17 protein-coding genes are annotated in these 20,831 nt (G+C 42.9%); 15 read left to right on the plus strand and 2 right to left on the minus strand.

The genetic code is table 11. The features are described 5' to 3' along the window. Positions 1–3: 3 nt before the first annotated feature. The 3 genes from B9N78_RS00465 to B9N78_RS00475 are packed head-to-tail and all read left to right on the plus strand — an operon-like array spanning position 4 to position 4,683. Positions 4–2,601: a PEP/pyruvate-binding domain-containing protein gene (locus B9N78_RS00465; RefSeq protein WP_085096755.1), complete on the plus strand. Its 2,598-nt coding sequence runs from the start codon at positions 4–6 to the stop codon at positions 2,599–2,601. Between the two features lie 30 nt (positions 2,602–2,631). Continuing rightward, positions 2,632–3,051: a response regulator gene (locus B9N78_RS00470; protein ID WP_085096758.1), complete on the plus strand. Its 420-nt coding sequence runs from the start codon at positions 2,632–2,634 to the stop codon at positions 3,049–3,051. Continuing rightward, complete coding sequence (locus B9N78_RS00475; RefSeq protein ID WP_085096761.1) at positions 3,052–4,683, plus strand: SulP family inorganic anion transporter; 1,632 nt, start codon at positions 3,052–3,054, stop codon at positions 4,681–4,683. A 57-nt stretch (positions 4,684–4,740) separates the two neighbouring features. Here the strand turns inward: B9N78_RS00475 and B9N78_RS00480 are convergent, their stop codons facing one another. After that, on the minus strand, positions 4,741–6,036 hold the full coding sequence (locus tag B9N78_RS00480) for a cytidylate kinase family protein (protein WP_281248157.1): 1,296 nt from the start codon (positions 6,034–6,036) through the stop codon (positions 4,741–4,743). Between the two features lie 398 nt (positions 6,037–6,434). Here B9N78_RS00480 and B9N78_RS00485 point away from each other — a divergent pair, with 398 nt between their 5' ends. From B9N78_RS00485 to B9N78_RS00510, 6 genes are all read left to right on the plus strand, one after another. Next, on the plus strand, positions 6,435–7,313 hold the full coding sequence (locus B9N78_RS00485; protein WP_085096764.1) for an amino acid ABC transporter permease: 879 nt from the start codon (positions 6,435–6,437) through the stop codon (positions 7,311–7,313). A gap of 2 nt (positions 7,314–7,315) precedes the next feature. After that, positions 7,316–8,083, plus strand: a complete 768-nt coding sequence (locus B9N78_RS00490; protein WP_085096767.1) for an amino acid ABC transporter ATP-binding protein — start codon at positions 7,316–7,318, stop codon at positions 8,081–8,083. Positions 8,084–8,283: 200 nt separating this feature from the next. Beyond that, positions 8,284–9,138 (plus strand): transporter substrate-binding domain-containing protein, encoded by an 855-nt coding sequence (locus B9N78_RS00495; protein ID WP_245805428.1) that lies wholly within the window; start codon positions 8,284–8,286, stop codon positions 9,136–9,138. A gap of 131 nt (positions 9,139–9,269) precedes the next feature. Next, entirely contained in the window at positions 9,270–9,953 is a 684-nt protein-coding gene (locus B9N78_RS00500) for an AroM family protein (RefSeq protein WP_085096769.1), read from the plus strand. Positions 9,954–10,046: 93 nt separating this feature from the next. Beyond that, positions 10,047–11,300, plus strand: a complete 1,254-nt coding sequence (gene hutI / locus B9N78_RS00505) for an imidazolonepropionase (protein ID WP_085096772.1) — start codon at positions 10,047–10,049, stop codon at positions 11,298–11,300. Positions 11,301–11,314: 14 nt separating this feature from the next. Next, positions 11,315–12,001: a GntR family transcriptional regulator gene (locus B9N78_RS00510; protein WP_085096774.1), complete on the plus strand. Its 687-nt coding sequence runs from the start codon at positions 11,315–11,317 to the stop codon at positions 11,999–12,001. 19 nt (positions 12,002–12,020) lie between these two features. On the opposite strand, the gene B9N78_RS00515 is transcribed toward B9N78_RS00510, so the two are convergent. Beyond that, positions 12,021–12,371, minus strand: a complete 351-nt coding sequence (locus B9N78_RS00515) for a hypothetical protein (protein ID WP_085096777.1) — start codon at positions 12,369–12,371, stop codon at positions 12,021–12,023. A gap of 339 nt (positions 12,372–12,710) precedes the next feature. On the opposite strand from B9N78_RS00515, the gene B9N78_RS18055 reads away from it, so the two are divergent. The 6 genes from B9N78_RS18055 (at position 12,711) to B9N78_RS00540 (ending at position 20,765) form a co-directional block, all read left to right on the plus strand. Next, a complete protein-coding gene (locus B9N78_RS18055) occupies positions 12,711–12,884 on the plus strand; it encodes a hypothetical protein (RefSeq protein WP_170921343.1) in 174 nt (57 codons plus the stop codon). A gap of 136 nt (positions 12,885–13,020) precedes the next feature. Continuing rightward, positions 13,021–14,187 (plus strand): YkvI family membrane protein, encoded by a 1,167-nt coding sequence (locus B9N78_RS00520; protein WP_085096780.1) that lies wholly within the window; start codon positions 13,021–13,023, stop codon positions 14,185–14,187. Positions 14,188–14,232: 45 nt separating this feature from the next. Beyond that, the gene (locus B9N78_RS00525) at positions 14,233–15,411 is read left to right on the plus strand and encodes a YkvI family membrane protein (RefSeq protein WP_085096783.1); all 1,179 of its coding nucleotides are present in this window, start codon (positions 14,233–14,235) and stop codon (positions 15,409–15,411) included. Further along, positions 15,395–18,193, plus strand: coding sequence for an FAD-binding and (Fe-S)-binding domain-containing protein (locus tag B9N78_RS00530; protein WP_170921344.1), 2,799 nt, complete (start codon positions 15,395–15,397; stop codon positions 18,191–18,193). Before B9N78_RS00525 ends, B9N78_RS00530 begins: the two co-directional genes overlap by 17 nt. A 65-nt stretch (positions 18,194–18,258) precedes the next feature. Further along, positions 18,259–18,921, plus strand: a complete 663-nt coding sequence (locus B9N78_RS00535) for an HAD family hydrolase (RefSeq protein WP_085096789.1) — start codon at positions 18,259–18,261, stop codon at positions 18,919–18,921. Positions 18,922–19,712: 791 nt separating this feature from the next. Then, positions 19,713–20,765: a TRAP transporter substrate-binding protein gene (locus B9N78_RS00540; RefSeq protein ID WP_085096791.1), complete on the plus strand. Its 1,053-nt coding sequence runs from the start codon at positions 19,713–19,715 to the stop codon at positions 20,763–20,765. Positions 20,766–20,831: the final 66 nt, after the last annotated feature.

A 20,831-nucleotide genomic window follows, 5' to 3' on the forward strand; every position in this document is an offset into this window, starting at 1 on the left:
CATATGAGTTTATTTGATTGGCTTCCTTTCAGGAAAAAACAAGCCGAAAAAACACAAGAAGATCTGGCTGAAATACGCCGGACGTTCGCGACTCGCTATGATCATTTCAGGCTGCTCATTCAGGCCAACACTGCGACCCATGAGCTTATGGCGGAACTGGAAGAGGCTCTTCGCGGTTTTCAGCCGTATGGGATGCACTATGTGCGGGCTTTATGCACTCGAATTTCAACTTCAGTTTTTCAGATGATAAGACATCTTAATGAACTTGATCAGGATTCTTATAAAAAACTTTACGATCAGTTTTCCGCTATTCAAAATAAGATTTCACCGCATCTTGAATCCAAGCAGCATAATGAAGACGGAGATCTTGTTCTTGCTTTGTCTGATGTCGGGCGTGATCAGGCCGACTTATGCGGACCTAAGATGGCAACCCTCGGCGAAGCTGGGAACAAGCTCGGGCTTAAAATTCCTGACGGTTTTGTTGTAACCACCGGGGCTTTTCGTAAATTTATGAAAAAGGACGGCCTTGAAGAAGAAGTCGATAGAATTATTCAGACTGTTGATCCTGAAGATCGGGAAGCAATGTTTCAACTTTCGTCAAAAATAATGCAGTTGATAATACATTCTGATCTGCCGGACGATGTAGCCGCAGAAATTTTGAAAGCATATGATTCATTAAGTGCCGGTAAGGGACGGGCAGTAAATGTTGCGGTCCGCTCCAGTGCTTTAGGTGAAGACAGCGAAGGTGCTGCTTTCGCCGGACAGTACCGCTCCATTTTAAATGTAGATCGCAGTTCATTACTTTTAGCCTGTAAAGAGGTAATGGCTTCCAAGTATTCTTTGCAGGCAATGGCTTACCGCATTAATCGCGGCATTCGTGATGAGGATGTCGCCATGAGTGTCGGGTGCATAATGATGATTGATGCAACCGCCGGAGGCGTTGCGTATTCGCGGAACCCTATGAATATCCGTGATGAAAATATTTCTGTCTATTCAGTTTGGGGTTTACCGAAAGGTGTTGTTGACGGGGCTGCTGAGTCCGATGAGTTTATGGTCAGCCGTACTAAGCCAATGCAGGTGATAGGTCGCCATATTGCAGATAAGGAAGATAAATATGTTTGCGATACAGGTGAAGGCGTATGCCGAGTCAGCCAGATTGAACGTCTCAGGGGTGAACCTTCTTTAAGTGATGATCAGGTTGTAAACGTAGCTGAAAATTCCGTTCGTATAGAAGATCACTTCGGTTTGCCGCAGGATATTGAATGGGCAATTACAGAAGACGGTGATCTTTATATTCTGCAATGCAGACCTTTGATGCAACTGGAAGATCCTTCTGAAGTTGTTCTGCAAACCAGCTCCGTATCTATCCCTATACTTTCAGGAGGGCGTACAGCTAACCCCGGTGTAGGAGTCGGTCCTGTTTTTATTTTCCGTAAGGATGCTGATGCGCTTCGTTTTCCGGATGGGGCTGTGCTCATTTTAAGACAGGCTTTACCCAGCCGCGCGGTTCTTCTCAGCAGATGCTGCGCCGTAATAACTGAACAGGGCGGTATTGCCGGACATTTAGCCAACGTCGCCAGAGAATTCGGAGTGCCTGCATTGTTTGGAGTAAAAGGGGCGTTGAGCAGTTTTGAAGAAGGGCAGATTGTTACTGTAGATGCGGACGGGCGTGCTGTATACGTCGGAAAAGTTGATGAACTGCTTAAAGAAAAACCAAGGCATCGGCTTATGCGCGGCAGCTCTGTTCAGGCAACGCTTACAAAAGCGGCAAGACATATTGTGCGGCTTAATCTGACTGATCCTGATTCTCCTAAATTCAAGCCTTCAAATTGTAAAACTTTGCATGACATCATGCGTTATTGCCATGAGATGGCAGTTCGCGAAATGTTTGAATTCGGAACTAAAAAAGAATTTGTGCAGTCTGCGTCACGTCAGCTTATTTGCAATGTGCCGAAGCAGTTCTGGGTTCTTAATCTTGGAAACGGTATTTCTCCTGAAGGACGAAAAAGAACAGACAGGTGTGTTCTTCTTGAAGATATAAACTCGGTTCCCATGCGTGCATTATGGGAAGGCATGCAGGCTGTTCCGTGGGACGGCCCTCCGGCTGTTCATACACAAGGGCTTCTTTCTGTAATGTTTGAGGCAACGGTTAACCCTGATTTAAATACAACAAGTTCGTCCAGATTTTCTCAGAAAAATTATTTTATGATTTCAGACAGGTATTGCTGTTTGCAATCCCGCTTCGGTTTTCATTTTTGCGGAGTGGAAGCTCTTATCAGTGATCGAGTGAGCGAAAATTATGCAAGTTTTCAATTCAAGGGTGGAGCCGCGAATCTGGAGCGTAGAATCCTGCGGGCAAAATTTGTAGGTGAAATTCTTGATGAGTTCGATTTTAGAGTAAGGATCAGGGAAGATAATCTAAATGCCCGCCTTGAAGGTCTTGAACGGTTAAGTATGGAAAGACGTCTCAAAATTTTAGGGTATCTCATCACTCATACCCGTCAGCTTGATATGATTATGACTAACAGTTGTGAAGTTGAGAAATATAAAAAGAAGTTTTTTGAAGATTTCAAGCTGTTTCCCGCCGTTATTAAAAATTAAGATAAAACTTGTTACTGAGAGGTTAAGAAAATGTCTGTGAATGTACTTTTAGCAGATGATGAGACCGGTTTTGTCGATGCGCTGGCTAAGCGTCTGACAAAACGCGGTTATAGAGTGCAACATGTAAATAGCGGAAAAGCTGCTGTAGAGGTCCTTGCCGCAGATTTCAGTATAGAGGTTGTTGTACTTGATGTTAGAATGCCTGAGCCTAACGGCTTGGACACACTTCATTTAATAAAAAAGAAGTATCCTGCTGTGGAAGTTATCATGTTGAGTGCTCACGGTACGCCGCTATGTACTATGGAAAGTATTCGCTGGGGTGCATATAAGTTTTTGATTAAGCCTGTCGAGCTAGATGAGCTGATTAAAACTATCGATGGAGCTGCTGAAACAGGGCGTTTGCATCGCCAGAGAATGAGTGCAAAAGATTTGCAGAAGGACCAAGCCTAAATGAGCAACGTATTAAAAGTCGGTTTTAAACCTACTGCTTTGATGGGTGATGTTTTCGGTGGTCTTACTGCGGGTATTATCGCTTTGCCTCTTGCCCTTGCTTTTGGTGTGGCAAGCGGGGCGGGGGCTGCCGCCGGTCTTTACGGTGCGATTATTCTTGGATTTTTCGCAGCCATACTGGGCGGAACTCCTACTCAGGTGTCAGGCCCGACCGGTCCGATGACGGTGGTGACTGCTACGGCAATAGCCGCCTTTGCAGGGGATTTTCAATCTGTCTGTATGGTAGTTGTTCTGGCCGGAATTATTCAGATTATTTTCGGCGTGTGCCGTTTGGGTGGATTTGTCAGGTTTATACCCTATCCGGTTATTTCAGGGTTTATGACAGGCATCGGCGTAATTATTATACTGCTGCAAATTGAACCTATTTTGGGCAGTGCAGGCATCGGTTCTCCGTTAATGGCAATAGTGCATATGCCTGAAGCTATTGCGAATGTTTCTCTTCCAAGTCTTTCTCTGGCTGTTGCAACCATGGTTATTGTATTTAAGATTCCTCCACGCATCACGCGGGTGGTGCCTTCGCCGCTTATTGCGCTGGTAGGTATGACCGCTATCGCTGGGATATTTAATCTTCCGGTACATACCATAGGGGAAATTCCCTCAGGATTGCCGGAATTTCATTTTCCGTCCATAAATCTAGCACAGTGGAGCAGTATTGCAGGAACAGCGTTTGCTCTTGCCTTGCTTGGTACAATCGATTCTTTGCTGACTTCAATAGTTGCGGATTCCGTAACCAAGGATCACCACGATTCAAACAGAGAACTCATAGGGCAGGGAATAGGTAATGCTTTGTGCGGTTTTATGGGAGGTCTTCCCGGGGCCGGGGCGACCATGCGTACTGTCGTCAACATCAAGGCCGGGGGGCGGACCAGATTGTCCGGAGTTATTCATTCTCTGGTCCTTTTGTTGATACTTGTAGGAGCGGGGCCGTTAGCTTCACATATTCCACTTGCGGTTCTGTCCGGAATTTTAGTCAAAGTCGGTGTTGATATTCTTGATTATCGGCTGCTGCGCCTCGTGCGTAAAATTCCGCGTGAGGATTTAATGGTGATGGTTACAGTCTTCGGGGTCACGGTTTTTGTAGACCTGATTGTAGCGGTGGCTCTCGGAGTAACGCTTGCGGCGATTATGACTACATGGCGCATAGCCAGCCATACCAGCATAAGTATTTTGGATGCCGGAGCAGGTAAGGAAAATTCCGTTTCTGAACGTGAGATCCAAGAAGACAGCAATTTCCGCATCCGTGTTGTTACTATAAATGGGCCGTTCTTTTTCGGCACAACTTCTCAGATGACGGATAAGGTTGAGCGTCTGCTGGGTACGCGTATTGTGGTGGTTGACTGTATGTCCGTTCCTTTTATTGATATCTCCGCTGTTTTTGCTTTAAGCGAAATGGTTGAAAAACTTCGTGATGTGGATATCAGAGTTGTTATTGCCCTGCAGGACGGCATGTGTAAGCGCATGAGGGAACTTGGGCTTATTCAAGTTGTGGGCGAAGAGAATGTTTTTAAAAGTCAGGGGAGTGCCTTGCAAATGGCGCAGATGCTTTTAGATGAAGAGGATGACGATTCATAAATTATTTGCGAATTTGAAAAATAGAAAAAGTTTTCTCAGTATATTCCAAAGGCAGGATTAATACTGCGAAACTGTTTCCGGAAGCAGTTCAATAAGTTTATCTGCTATTTGTTCCGAACCATAAAACGAACTGTCTATTGCAACATGGTAATTTGTGGAATCTTTCCAGTTTTCACCGGTATACTTTTTACAGTAGTTCGCGCGTTCGCGGTCCAGTTTTTCTATTTCTTCATTTGAAATTACCGAGTCAACGCCATATTCATTAATAATTTTCGATTTACGGTACTCTTTACCAGCATGGATGAATACGTTGAAACAGTTCGGGTTGTCCTTCAAAATATAGTTCGCACAGCGTCCTACAATTACACATGGACCTTTGGAACTGATGTTTCGGATGATTTTACTTTGTACCAAGAACAGAACATCTGACGGAGGCATTTCGTCTTTTACATATGCATAGTTTTGCATGTAAAGTTCTTCAAGCAAAGATCCTGCAAGTTTCTGTTCATTTTCTTGAATATATTCTGCTGTAAACCCACTTTCTTCTGCGGTGATATTAATCAGTTCTTTATCATAAAAAGGGATTCCCAGTTTTTTGGCGATTTCCTGACCTATTTTATGCCCGCAGCTACCGTACTCACGAGAAATTGTGATAACTCGAAAGTCGCCGGATGTTTCCGGCAGTTTCTCAAGTATTTCTGCATCTGCCTCGTATCCAAGCCATGAATCAAGTATATGAATTTTGTTGTTATAGAATTTAACCAGAGAGCCTACCAACAGTGCCGCCACGACTGTTCCTTCGCGTACTCCTTCCAGTCGGTGCAATAAGATGAAAGAACTGATTATACCGATGGTGACCATTGAGCTGTCAAATCCGACTTTAATTTTGCCGAATTCTTTCTTATAAGTGTCTGTAATAACAACAGCTAAGCCGTCACCGGGGAGATATGTAAGGTTGGCTTTAACAAGTAGGAATATGCCGAATGCAATAACCACGCAGCTGAGAAGACACCAAAATACCTGCCATATATAAGTAGGAGCATTTAGTTCTGCAATAAGATACATGGCAAAGTCGATACAAAACCCAAATACAGTTATTGCCAATAGTTGTGATAAATGAAGAAGAGTGTATTTTTTCCGTAAAATTAAAAATTGACCGATCACAAACAGAATATTCATGAGTATGGTCAGTTCGCCGATAGATAGATTAAATTTCAGGCTGTAAATATATGGAATGCACGATATAGGCGAAACACCTAAATTTGCCTTAACTGACAGGGCTACGCCTAGCGCCATTATAAAAAGCCCTAAAATTACTAAAAAAAATCTTTTAATTATATTAATTTTTGGCACGTATTTACCTTAATAAAAGCATAGGCTTAAATGCCTTTGAGTTCGTTGTTAGATATATGACAAGATAAATTGTCTACGATTTTATTAAGTATACCCATAAGCCGCAGCCTGTCTTTTACACTTTCCAACTCCTTGACTGGGCAATAAATTTTGGTGTCATGGTTGTCAAGTTGATTGGCAGTGGATTTGCTACGCAGTCATTTGATAGACGGCTGGGTGAATGGGTGAGGTCTCCGTCATTATTCTGCTTGACGCGCATATTTTTGTAGGGCAATTATTGTTCAACAATTTTTGTATTACAATCTTTGTTCAACAATAATAGAACGCTGCCGGGCATTTCTGAAAGTCGGAAATATGATGTTCAGCGAGAAATATAACCCTGAATTTTCGGAACAGATATGGAAACACAAGATAGAATTATCCCTCTCCGTCATTACGGCCGCTGGTTTTCAGGAGCTGTACTGATCGTCCTGATGGGGCTGATCATACAGGCTTTCATTGTAGGGCAGATTGACTGGCCCGTGGTCGGTGAGTTTTTCTTTTCGCCTGCGCTTATAAAAGGTTTGGGGAATACCCTGCTGATAACATTCTGCTCTATGATTATCGGTTTGATTCTGGGAGTAGTTTTTGCCGTTATGCGTTTGTCGCAAAATCCTGTGGCTCGGATGGTGGCCGGTCTGTATATCTGGCTGTTCCGTGGAGCTCCGGTCTATTTGCAACTGCTTATATGGTTTAATCTGGCGCTGATTTTTCCGGTAGTTCATCTGGGGTTTGCGGAATACAGAATGGTAGATCTGATGACTCCGTTTATTGCCGCTCTGCTGGGTCTCGGTCTTAATGAAGGCGCATATATGACAGAGATCGTGCGCGGCGGCATTTTGTCTGTTGATAAAGGGCAGGTCGATGCCGCCACAACTTTAGGCATGACGCGCCTTGTTGCCATGCGTCGCATTGTTTTGCCTCAAGCTATGCGCGTGATTGTTCCGCCTGTTGGAAATGAATTTATAGGTCTTCTTAAAACTTCATCTATGGCCAGTGCTATTGCCTTTACCGAACTGCTGCACAGGGCGCAGCTTATTTATTTTGTAAATGCAAAAGTTATGGAATTATTGCTGGTTGCCACCGGTTGGTATCTTATTGTTGTAACCATACTCAGCATTATTCAGGTCGGTATTGAGCGGTACTTTGACCGTGGTCAGAATATTACTGCAAAGCGTGGTATCTTAGATATTTTCAAATCGATTACCTTTTTTAAAAGACAACAGGTGAGAGTTTAGTCATGTCCCAAACCATACCGATGCTCAGAGTTAATAACGTTCATAAGTCATATGGTGAAAATGAGATTTTGAAGGGCATTAATTTAGAAGTGAATAAAGGTGAAGTTCTGTGTCTTCTCGGACCTTCAGGTTCCGGTAAAAGCACGCTTTTGCGTTGTATAAATCACTTGGAAAAAATTAATTCCGGCAGAATTTATATCGGCGATAAGCTTGTCGGTGCCCGTGAGCGGAACGGCTTATTATATGAAAAAAATGAGAAAGACATTTGCAAGATGCGGGTTAAGATCGGGATGGTTTTTCAAAATTTTAATCTGTTTCCGCATATGACAGTACTAGAAAATCTTATTGAAGGTCCGGTTACTGTAAAAAAGGAAAATCCTGATAAAGCGAGAAAACATGCTCAGGAATTATTACAAAAAGTAGGTTTGAGTGACTGGGCAGAGCGTTTTCCGAAACAACTTTCCGGCGGACAGCAGCAGCGTGTCGCCATTGCCCGTTCCCTTGCAATGAATCCTGAACTTATGCTTTTTGATGAGCCGACAAGTGCTCTTGATCCAGAGCTGGTAGGTGAAGTTTTAACTGTTATGCGTGACCTTGCTGAAAGCGGAATGACCATGGTCGTTGTAACTCATGAAATGGAGTTTGCAAAAAATGTGGCCAGTAAAGTTGTGTTTATGGATAACGGGTACGTGGTGGAGGAAGGAACTCCTTCCGAAGTGTTTGATAACCCGCAAAGCCCGCGTACTAAAGCTTTTCTGGGTTCAATTTAGCCTGTCAGTTTTAGAATAGAGATTACAACGCAAGTTGATTTAAATATAGTTAAGGCAATGTGTTAGGCATGAACGCTCTTGTACGGATAAGCAATAAAACGTGTATATATTATTTTGTTTGATCTGGTGTGAGGCATATGCCGTATGTTGTGTGAATGTTTTTACCCCATGCTAAGGCATGTGCTTAGAGGAGAAGGATTTTGTTTAAAAAATTATCTGTATTTACAATGTTATGTCTGTTGTCTTTAAGCTTGGCAGCAACAGCTTTTGCTTCAAAAAGTCATGATATGCTTCCTGAAAATATCAAAACAAAAGGTGAAATTATCATTGGAATCAATGGCATTTTCCCTCCCATGGAATTTAAAACTCCCGGTTCTGATGATCTTATCGGTTTTGACGTTGAGTTAGCTAATGCTCTTGGTAAAGAGCTGAACATTAAAATCGTTTTTGACGATCAAAAGTTTGACCAGCTTATTAACTCTATTAATACTAACCGTGTTGATATGGTCATCTCCGGTATGTCTGATACTGCTATCCGCAGAGAAAGTCTGGATTTTATTGATTACTTTAATTCCGGAACCCAGTGTTTCACTACTAAAAATTTTGCTAAAAAAATTACCACTCTTAATGCATTAAGCGGACAGACTCTCGCAGTTTCTGCTGCAACAGATTATCTGACTACCATGCAAAAATGGAGTGCTGACAACCTTGAAGCAAAGGGTAAACCGGCTATCAACATTATGGCAGTTGATTCCGCAGCTACTGCCCGTATGCAGATGGTGCAAGGCCGTGCGCAGGCTTCAGCTTTAAGTCCTGAAGCTCTGGGCTGGGCTAACGTTCAGCAGAAGGGAGCATTCATCCCAGTCGGTCCTGTTTTAGCTCCGGACCCATACGGTATTTGCTTCAGCAAAACTAACAGCCAGCTCCGTGATGCGGTTTACACAGCTTTGAAAGTTCTTTTTGATAACGGTACTTACAAGCAGATTCTTGATAAGTGGAATATCGGCACAGGAGCTCTTGCTCAGCCGCTTGTTAACGGTCAGGCTGTAAACTAATTTAATTACGTAAGACATTCGTAAGCCACTCTCAGTAATATATTTATATGAAGATTCAGTTGTATTTTCAGCTTAAATCTTGTGAGAGTGGCTTATTTGCATAGGAATATGTTCAGGTTTCGTAAAAAATTATGCAAAATAACTTTACTTTAGGATTGCTTACCCTCGGACAGTCGCCACGCACTGATGTTGAATCCACACTGCGAAGCATGCTTGGCGAGTGTGTCATTCTCCGTCAACGAGGGGGGCTGGACGGCTTATCGGAAAAAGACGTTGAGGCTCTTGCCCCAACTGAAGGTGATCCAGGCATTGAAACATGTATCTCTACGCAGGAAGATAAAATTAAAGGCGTGTTTGTTTCTAAAGAACAGTTGCTCCCGAAACTGATTCTGGCAGCGCAGAAACTTGAAAATGAATGCAATGCTTTCTTTTTACTTTGTTCCGGTCAATTCCCGGCCCTTAAACAGGCTGTTCCGAAGCTTATCGAACCGATTGTTTTTATCCGTTCTGTAATTGCAGAACTGGCAGGGCAGTCGCGTCTTTGTATTATCGGTCCGCAATCTGATATGGGATCTGCGCCTAAGCAGTGGCAACCGTATGCTGCTTCAGTTGTGACCGCAGCAGCTTCCCCGTACGGCGGTATGGAATGTTTGGAAAAGGCCGCAATGAGCGCGAAAGATTCCGGCGCAGAATATATATTTTTAGATGATATGGGATTTACCGAAGAACAGCGGCAATATGTACGGCAAATTTCGGGCAGACCGACGCTTAATGCAACAACAATTACAGCGCGGATTTTAGCGGAAATAATTTAAGCTGACGTATTGTTTGACTGGTCGCAAGTGATGTGTAAAATGGTTTGCGTGTCGTAATATATGGATATTTCAACGAATACTGACGAGATTAAAATGAGTGATGATCTTACAATTGTGCATGCAAGCAGTTTAGCCTGTATCTTTGACCACAATAAGCCCAGAGCGGGCAAAGCACAAAGTGAGCTTGATATTATTCACGATGGCGGAATAGCCATACGCAATGGTAAAATTGTTGCTGTCGGCTCTACAGATATGATTTTGCGTGATTACAGCGACGGCGGAACTGTTTTGGATGCATCCGGCAAAACGATTATACCCGGACTTGTGGAATGTCATTCCCATCCTATTTTTGCAGGAAACAGACACTGGGAATATGTGCGCAGGCTGGAAGGGGCTACCGGTAAAGAAATAAGAGCCGAAGGCGGCGGTATTTGGTCGACCATTGTTAATACCCGTAAAGCCGGCGATGATGAACTTATTTATAATGCTGTCAGAGCCTTTGAATTAATCGCGGCAGGCGGCGTTACCACTCTTGAAGTAAAGTCCGGTTACGGTCTGGATAGAGACGGCGAACTGCGTTTGCTGCGCTTGCTAAATGAAGCGGCGAAACAGACAAAAATGGATATAGTAATTACTTTTTTGGGTGCGCATATCGCACCTCAAGACGGGCGCAGTACTGATGATTTCGTTTTGAGTGTTAAGAATGAAATGATTCCTGCTGTTTTGGAACAGAATATAGCCGTGGCACATGATCTTTCATGCGAAAACGGAGATTTTTCTGCTCAGCAGGCTAAGATGCTTATAGATTATTCAAATGAGCTGGGTTTTCCCGTGCATGTCCACGCAGATGCCTCTTCCGATTCCAAAGGTTGGCGGACTGCCGTAGAAGGCGGCGTTCTTTCGGCTGACCATCTTACATATACTCCTGATTCGGAAATCGTATCGGTAGGAGCTACAGATACTGTGGCAGTTTTATTGCCTGTTGCAGAACAATTTTATCTTGATGAGCGCAAGGCAAACGGGAAATTGTTTATAGAAAACAATGTGCCGGTTGCTGTTGCAACAGATTACTGTTCATCGTTTCAGGCAACTTCACTTCCTTTAACCATTGCCGCCGCGTGTTCATGGTTTAAGTTTACACCTGCTCAGGCCATTGTCGGGGCAACGCTTAATGCTGCGTATGCTTTAGGTAAAAATCACGATAGAGGTTCTCTGGACATCGGCAAAAAGGGTGATTTAACAATTTTTAATTGTGAGCATCCAAACCAGCTTGGCACTTCTATCGGTGCCCCTATTGTAGATGCGGCGATTTCTTCGGGATCTGTTATTTGGGAAAATAAACAATAAATTTAGAGAAATTGATGAAAATCAACTGTATGGAAATTACTGAAATAAGCAGCGTAGAAAAAATAGCTGCAACGTTGCGCAGAGCTATATTTGAAGGGTATTTTTTGCCTGGCGAGCAGCTTAAGGGAGTTGCCCTTTCAAAGTCGATGGGAGTTTCGCGTGGTTCTGTGCGGGAAGCTTTGCGCATTTTAACTACAGAAGGGCTTGTGGCACATCTGCCTAATAAAGGGGCTTCTGTACGCATGTTAAGCCTTGAAGAAATAGATGATATTTTTTTAACCCGCCACATACTTGAAATACGGGCAGCTCAAAGCATTCCTACAGCTTCGGATGAATTTAAGCAGGCTCTTGTGGATAGTATTAAAGAGTATGAAGCTGTTGCGTATGTAGACGACCCCGTAACTATCGCCACCGCTCATATTAATTTTCATAAGGCTTTTGTCGGGCTCACGGGAAGTCTTAAGCTGGCAGAGCTTGAAGAAAGTCTTATGCGGGATCTTCAGGTCATTATTGCCTGTATTGAAAATGACAGGGACGATTTACACAACGAGATTGCCAATCATAAAAAATTGACGGAGATGGTTTTAAACGGCGATGAAACTGCCGCAGTTAATTGGGTGGACGGTTACATACCGAACGGTAAGGAGTTTGTAATAGAGCATATTCTGTCGCTGAAGAATAAACCTCGCCTTGGTCGTTAGGTTAACTTTGAATATCTATTTACCGTTTCGGTAACCGCCCCCCGGCTTTGAGGCAATCCTCAAGTGAATTAAACGGAGTGTAGTGTTTGGTACGCGAGTAGTACTGAGATGATGTGTCATGGCAGATGCCGGATTTGGACATTTTCACTACTTGCAACGCATTGTTCTTTTGAACCTGTTTTTCCTGTTTAGTCTTCGAATTCACTGCAACTAAATATTGATCTGCTTCAACCGCTGTCCTATCAAATCTAACTTCAGTCTGCTGCTTAGTATTTAATTTTACCTTGGAGATGGTCGGCGAGAGCTGTGCATAGACCGGGTTACAGCATAGCAGTGTAACAAGAAAAATTAATATTAAGCGGATATTCATAATTTTCATCCTTTTAAAATGTTTAAGCTTGAGGGTAGTATGCTTAGCTTAACACATTAACAATCTTCTTTTTTTATGCCCTAACGTTTTTTCTAAATCTTTTCAAGATTTGCGGGGATTTTACCACTTAATCATTCAGATAAATAATTCTGACCGAGATAGAATCCCTCACAGTAATAACAGTATTAAAATAGCGGGTTGCACTAAATTAACGTTGAAATCGTAGAAGTAATACCCTAACGTCACAGCTGTCCATACGGAGTCGGAGTATTATTAAGCTTAGCTGAGTGGCACATATCCGTTCTTACGTAAGGTAAAAAACAGGAGAGAATAGATCAAATGAAATTTATTCAGTCTAATTATTCACTTCATGAACCAATCCGTGCTCACAATGTCCTTACGGACGATTGTCCGCAGATTTTTTCTGCGTACCCCGTGGGCTCGGAAGAATTTCTGCACCCGTGTATCCCCATCTTTTGTGCTCACAGAAGACGCGGCAGTCCTATTTTATAAGCAAATTTGTCGTTTTATAAGAATTTAAAAATGACCGCTGGTCACAAGTGTGCATTGCATGCTCCCCAGTCAGCCGTTGTTGCTTAAATCTTAAACGACATAAATTTGCTGCTAAACTTTTACCCTGTGAAAAAAAATGAAAAAAGTATTCCCCGCTTATCTCGCTATTGCGTTTGTCTGGTTCAGTGCCCACTTTGGCGGAGGCTTTGCCTCAGGACGCCAAATCGTAGCATTCTATCTCAACCATCAATGGACTTCCCTGTTCATGCCTGCCGTATCAATGTTGATTATGGCTTTCACTTTTTATTTTTCAATGCTTATCGCTGCGAAGTATGAAGTTTATGACTACAGCAGTTGGTCAAAGAAACTTTACGGCGGAGCCGCTCCGATCATGGCTCCTGTGTTCGAGCTCCTTTTTAATACTCTTCTTGTACTGGTTACCGCTGTGGCGTTTGCCACCGGCGGCGCAACCATTACCAAGGCATTCGGCACTTCTTATGCACTCAACACTGTTGCGATTGCAGCGATTATTTTTACGTTGACAATTTTCGGGGCAGACCTTGTAAGAAAATCGGCTACCATTGTTTCATTAATTTTGATTGCCTGTATTTTCCTGATTTATATCCCTAATATTATACATTTCTATCCGGATATTATTCATAATCTCGCTGCGATTAAGAGCGGGGAAATAGTAACAGGCAGTCCCGATACCTTACTGGATTCGATTTGGTGGGCCGCTAAGTATGGAGCTTTGCAGTGTTGTGCCATAGGAGCTTATATTGTTCATACCAAGGCTTGTCCTGACAAGGCCAGTATTAAAAAAGCCACTATTGTCGGGTTCTTAATCAACACTGTAATTATGTATTTTACCTATTTTGGAATTCTTGCTTTTGCCGGACAGGGCGTACTTAAGGAAGCTGTCCCGGCTTTATTTGTAGTTATGCACGGTGTCGGCGGAACATGGATGACCGGGCTTATCACACTTTGCATTGTAATCGGTGCTGTTTCTACCGGAGTCGCTCTGGTCTATGGAACTACAAATCGTATTGTTACTTTCTTAGGCCGTCGTATGACTGAGGATGAAAGAACCCGTAAACGCGGAATCCATGCAGTCTTTTCCTCAGCCGTGCTTGTGGTTGCCTGCTGGTTTGTCGCACAGTTCGGTCTGATTCCGCTTATCGGTAAAGGGTATGGGAATATCGGCTGGGTATCTTTGTTAGTACTAACTGTTCCTGTTCTTTTCCGTGGTCTTGGAATTTGGCGTTTTGCTGAAGATGTTGCTGAGACCGCTCCTGCTAAATAGCTGATTATAAAACTATACTACTTGATAATTTAACACCTTAAGATAATGAAAAAAATAATTCCCGGCTATTTGGCTATAGCTCTGGTGTGGTTCAGTTCGCATTTTGGAGGCGGTTTTGCCTCCGGTAGGCAGATTGTCGCTTTTTACTTGAATCATCACTGGACATCCATGTTCATGCCTGCTGTTTCGATGCTCATAATGGGTATCTGCATGTACTATTCAATGGTCATCGCCGTTAAATTTAAGGCTTATGATTATAGTACATGGTCGAAGAAACTGTATGGCGGAATCGGTTTTTTTGCAGTGCCGGTGTATGAAATTCTGGTTAACGGTGTGCTTTTGCTCGCAACAGCAGTGGCTTTTGCCACAGGAGGGACTGTTTTATCCAAATTGTTCGGCACTTCGTATATGATGAATACTTTCTTCATCGCCGCCGTTATTTTTGTGTTTACAATTTACGGTTCAGAGCTTGTCAGAAGGTCGGCAGTCGTCGTTTCCTTTTTGCTTATTGCGAGTATGTTCATTATTTATCTCCCGAATATTATTCATTACTTCCCCAAAATACTTCAGAACATCGCAGCTATTAAGAGCGGGGAGATTGCGATAAGCGGTCCCAACTCTTCATGGGATGCTTTGTGGTGGGGAATTAAGTACGGAACACTGCACTGTTGTGCTATCGGAGCTTATATTGTTCATGCACAGGTCTGTCCTGATAAAGCGTGTCTTAAAAAAGCAATTACAATCGGTATTATCATCAACAGTTTGATTATGTACCTGTCCTATTTCGGTATTTTGGCTTTTGCGGATCAAGGTATTTTCAAAGAAGCGGTTCCGGCTTTGTTTGTTGTTATGCATGGTGTCGGCAGTTCGTGGATGACCTCCCTTATCTCCGTTTGTATAGTTGTCGGCGCTGTTTCAACAGGCGTTGCCCTTGTATATGGAACCACCAATCGGTTGGTGACCTTCTTCGGGCGTAAGCTTGATGAAGCCGGAAAAGTCAGTAAGCAGCGTGTTCATTCTATGATAGCTTCAACCATTTTGGTTGCAGCGTGCTGGATGGTTGCTCAGTTTGGGTTGATTCCGCTCATCGGTAAGGGATATGGAAGCATGGGCTGGGTCTCAATGGTTTTGATTACGATTCCTATCATCCTGCGCGGGCTTGGTCTGTGGCGTTTTACGGATGATTTGTCAGAAGATGGAGTTTACGTTGAAAAAGTTAATTAAAGATATGCAGGGAGTTGTCCCTGCTGAGCGTATATACGATCACCCTGCACTTGTAGCTACATATGCTGTTGATGCGAGTTATTTTGCTCCCAAGGCTAAGCTGATAGTTGATGTCATGAATCTTGATGAAGTGTCCGGAGTGCTTAAAGTCTGCTCACAGAACAATATGGGAGTAACTTTTCGCGGAGCCGGAACTGCTGTAAGCGGGCAGGCGTGCGGAGAAGGTGTTCTTGTTCGTCTTATGGGGCCGTATTGGAAAAAGATAACGGTCCTTGATGAAGGTAAAATGTTCTGGTCCGGGAGTGGGGTTGTAGGTATTGATGTGAATATCGCGCTGGCTCCGTATCAGCGTAAAATGGGGGCAGACCCTGCTTCCATCACTTCTGCGACAATGGGCGGCATAATTGCCGATAACTCTGCGGGAATGTGCTGCATGGTTGAAGAAAACAGTTACCATGCAATCAAAGGGATGCGCCTGATTCTTGCTGATGGAACGTATCTGGATACCACTGATAAGAATAGCGTCGCTTCGTTTAGAAATTCCCATAAAGGTATGCTTGATGAACTCAGTGAACTGCGACTTAAAGTTATCGCCGATAATGGTGTTGTTGAGCGTATCAAGCGTAAGTATTCAATCAAGAACACTATCGGTTACACTCTCAATTCATTCGTCGATTACGAAGATCCTGTTGATATTCTGATGCATCTTATGGTCGGGTCAGAGGGAACACTTGGCTTTATCCATGAAGTTCTTATGGAAACTATCCCTACCCCGCCCATGAGATCTGTGGCACTTATGTTTTTCCCTTCTTTAAATGTAGTCACGGATATTGTGCTGACTATGAAGGGTACATGTAACATAGATGCGGCTGAAGTGCTTGATTACAACTGTCTTATCGCTTTGCAGAACAACCTCAAAGAAATTCCCGATATTATGAGGAATCTTCAAGAGGGTGCCTGCGCTATGCTCATCGAAACTAAAGCGTGGAGCTTTGAAGAACTTGAGCAAAACGTTGACGGAATTTTTGAAGTATTAAATCGGTTTCCGGCACTATGCGAACATTCTTTTACCTCCGTTGAAACGGAGTGTGAGAAATTATGGAACATAAGAAGAGCTATTTATCCGGCTATCGCCAACTATCGTGAAGCGGATGAGTATGTTCTTACAGAAGATATCAATATTCCTGTTTCAAGGTTGGCTGAAGGTTGTGAAGCTTTCCAAGAACTGTTTACGCGTCACGGGTTTACCGTTGGTATTATGGGGCATGCATTTCATGGAAATCTCCATTTTTCAATTCCGTTAAAGATCGCTGATTCTAAAGAAGTTGCTAGATTACAGGGATTTATGGTTGATCTGGTTAATCTTATTACGGAGCGTTTTGACGGTTCACTCAAGGCAGAGCATGGAACAGGGCGTGCAATGGCTCCATTTGTCCGTAAAGAGTGGGGAGACTTATTGTATGAAGTGATTTGTGGCGTAAAAAAAGTTTTTGACCCGGAATCAATTTTAAATCCCGGCGTATTGATCAATGAAGATTCAAGCGGACATACTGACGGGCTTAAAAGCCCTTTGACCGTATCGCCGGATGTGGATCTATGCGTTGAATGCGGTTTTTGTGAACACGTCTGTCCGTCTAAGAATATTGGATTTACCCCGCGGCAACGGATCAGCCTTTTCAGAGCAGTTACCAAACTGCGTCTTGAAGGAAAGAGTGAGGCTGCGGATGAGTGGGGAAAAATCTTTCGTAAGTACGGGGAACAGCTTTGTGCTACTGATGGATTGTGTAGCATGAAGTGTCCGCTCGGTGTTGATGTGGCCAGCCTTATCAGGAGCATCAGAGGCAAAAAAGCTTCTGCTAATGCCACTAAAATTGCTGATTACGTAACTGATCACCTTGGGGGCGTTCTTAAGGCTGCTTCAATCACTCTGAGCGGTATGTCACTTGCTCAGCGGATTATCGGGGATACTATGATGTCACGTCTTGCAGGTTCGGCCCGTAACCTCTCCGGTGAACGGTTACCGCTCTGGAATAAAGCCATGCCGAAGGGCGGAAGTAAAGTTCCGGCAGTTAAGTCCGGAACCGGAAATCAGCGGGTCGTTTATTTCCCTTCCTGCGCTGTGAGAACAATGGGGACCGGTAAGGATGATAAATCTGAGCCTCTGATGGATGTAACTGTCCTGCTTCTTGAACGGGCAGGGTATGAAGTTGTTTTCCCGAAGGGCATGGATAGCCTGTGCTGTGGCAAATCTTTTGAAACTAAAGGATTTATGGCGCAAGCTGATGAACTTGCACAAAAACTCGGTACTGCTTTACTCGAAGCAAGCGGAAATGGCGAATGTGTTGTGCTGTGTGATACCAGTCCATGTCTGGCGCGTATGAAAAAAACTTTGGATAAGCGGCTTGTCCTGATGGACCCTATCGAATTTGCCATGAAGTATGTTGCGGATCGTCTCAATTTCAAGAAGCTGCCTAAGACAGTTGCTCTGCATCCGACATGTTCAACAAGGACAATGGGATTAGACGGAATGTTCAGCGAACTTGCATCGAAATGTGCTGAAACTGTAGTCGTCCCGAAGGGTGTGAATTGTTGCGGTTTTTCAGGTGACAAAGGTTTTCATAAACCGGAACTGAATGAATCGGCTCTTGAAAATTTGAAAGGACAGATTGAGCATTGTGATGAAGGATACAGTGTCTCCAGAACTTGCGAGATCGGTTTGACTTTGCATGGCGGTAAAAATTATCGTAACATCTTATACCTAGTAGAAGAGGCCACTCGTTAGCAGGCTGGATTGTCTGCACTGAATTATTAATAGGCAACCACCATTTTGATTAAGGTTTAAAAAATATGAATTATTCACTGGATTTTTCCGCAGTCATTTTTGACCTTGACGGAACGTTACTTTATACTTTGGAAGAAATCGCAGCCACCGGTAATGCAGCACTTAGCAGACTTGGACATGCTACACATTCCGTCAGTGCATATCGTACTTTTTTGGGCGGAGGAGCTAAAAAACTGGCGTGGCGGATTCTGCCGCAGGATGGGAGAAACCAAGAAAATTATGATAAACTGCTTCCCGTACTTCTTGAAGAATTCGAGCTGTCTCTAAATACTATTGCTCGTCCTTATGATGGCGTTTTGGAAGTACTTGCGGTTCTATCTTCAGCTGGCAAAAAACTTGCGGTGCTTTCTAACAAGCCTGAGGAGTTTTCTAAAATAGCCGTAGAAAAACTTTTGCCGGGCGTGAATTTTGAGGCTGTTTATGGCGCGCTTCAGAATGTTCCGTTAAAGCCTGAGCCGGACAGGGCGTTGAAGCTTGCTGAGCTAATGGGCACAACTCCTGAAAGGACTGTTTTTGTCGGTGATTCTGATGTGGATATTCAAACCGGTCTTAACGCCGGGATGATAGCCGTTGGCGCAGGGTGGGGTTTCCGCGGTGCTGACGAACTTAAAGAGGCCGGAGCTAAGATTGTTTTGGATGCTCCGGCAGATTTGGCTAAGTTGCTTTAGAAATAGTGTTAAAAGCGTGGCAGACTGTTTTGTTTGCCACGCTTTTTTAGTTTATTTTGGCTTTTCATTCTCTTCATTATTGATGTAAAGAAACTACGTTATGACTTTATCAAGTGAGCTCTTTTACCATAAAGAGTTAATCCTGCAAGATTCAATTTATCTGCTTTAAATTCTTCAATTGCCTTCATTATTATTGCGCTCGCTGGAGTAATTCTTCACCGAAAACAATTACGTCCTGTATTAGATCTGCTTACACACTTTTACATACCTACGTTAATGAATTTAAATTTGCAAAAATGGCAAACTGTGTGAGTAGTTACTGTTTATATGTTGCTAATCGAGTGTTAAAATTTAAAAATATATGCTTAAAAATACAAAAAAGTATTTCCAGTCTTAGAGTCTTTTAAAATTAAATTTTATCTCTTAGTTAGGCGTATAATATACTGTTAATGAAGCTCTATAAGAAATAATTACTAAATTTTGTTATTAATAATATATAAAATTCATATTTTTTAGCTATTGATTACGTTTTTGTTATTGTTGATTAGCTAAACAACAAATTTGTTATATAAATAATATTTTATTTTAAAAATAATCGAAATGTAAAACATATATCTATTCAAAATACAAAGATAAATTATAAAAATACACTTTTGGAACACTAGTTGCTTATTAGCCTCAAAGCTTTGAATAATAATATTTTATTTAAGTAATTTAGGTGGTTGTGGTGCAGTATGTTGCAACCAATTGTTTTAAGGTGTGATGAAACTTTATAAGAATGGAGCGAGACTATGAAACGAAGAGAATTTCTCACAAAAGCCGGAATTGCCAGTGCATGCGCTGTTGCGGGGGCAACAGTAAATGCACCATTTGTACACGCGAGCCAGAAATCAACGATTAAATGGAGACTTCAGACATACGCAGGGCCAGCTCTTGCTGAACATGTAATTAAGCCGCAGATTGAAGCATTTAATAAAATCGCCAACGGTGACATGGTTATTGAGCTTTACAATGCTGACCAGCTTGTCCCGACAGGTGAACTATTCAGAGCTATGCAGCGCGGGACTATTGATGCAGTTCAAAGTGATGATGATTCAATTGCAGCTCCGGTTGATGTTGCAATTTTCGGAGCATATTTTCCATGTGCCTCCCGTTACTCACTAGATGTACCGACTCTTTTCAATCACTACGGCTTAAAAGAAATCTGGGAAGAAGCTTATTCAGAAATTAAAGGTGTAACCTGGCTCAGCGCAGGAGCATGGGACCCATGTAACTTTGCAACTAAAGAGCCTATCAACTCACTTGCAGATCTTAAAGGTAAACGTGTTTTCACATTCCCTACCGGAGGTCGTTTCCTGAAACGTTTCGGAGTTGTTCCGGTAACTCTCCCATGGGAAGATGTTGAAGTTGCACTTCAAACTGGTGAGCTTGACGGTATTGCATGGTCCGGAATTACCGAAGATTACACTGTCGGCTGGGCGGATGTAACCAAATACTACCTCACAAATAATATTTCAGGTGCATGGGCCGGTTCTTATTTTGCCAACTCAGACAAATGGGACGCTCTTCCTGAACACCTTAAAACTCTTTTCAGAATGTCCATGGACAGCTCACATTATCACCGTTTGTACTGGTACTGGTGGGGAGAAGCTCACTACCGCGTAACCGGAGGAAAGCTCAAACTTACCACTATTCCAGAGAGCGAATGGCAGACTGTTGAAAATGAAGCGATCAAGTACTGGGATGAAATTGCGCTTAAGAGCCCAAGATGTGCTAAAGTTGTTAAAATTCTTAAAGAATACAACGAAGTAATGAAGAAAGCCGGAAATCCATACCGCTCATAATTCGTTAAAAGCAGACGAAAAGTTGTAAAAGTGATCCTCGCGTGCGCTTTGTGCGCGAGGATTTTA

Source organism: Desulfovibrio gilichinskyi (assembly GCF_900177375.1).
In the GTDB taxonomy this organism is placed as follows: Bacteria; Desulfobacterota; Desulfovibrionia; order Desulfovibrionales; family Desulfovibrionaceae; genus Maridesulfovibrio; species Maridesulfovibrio gilichinskyi.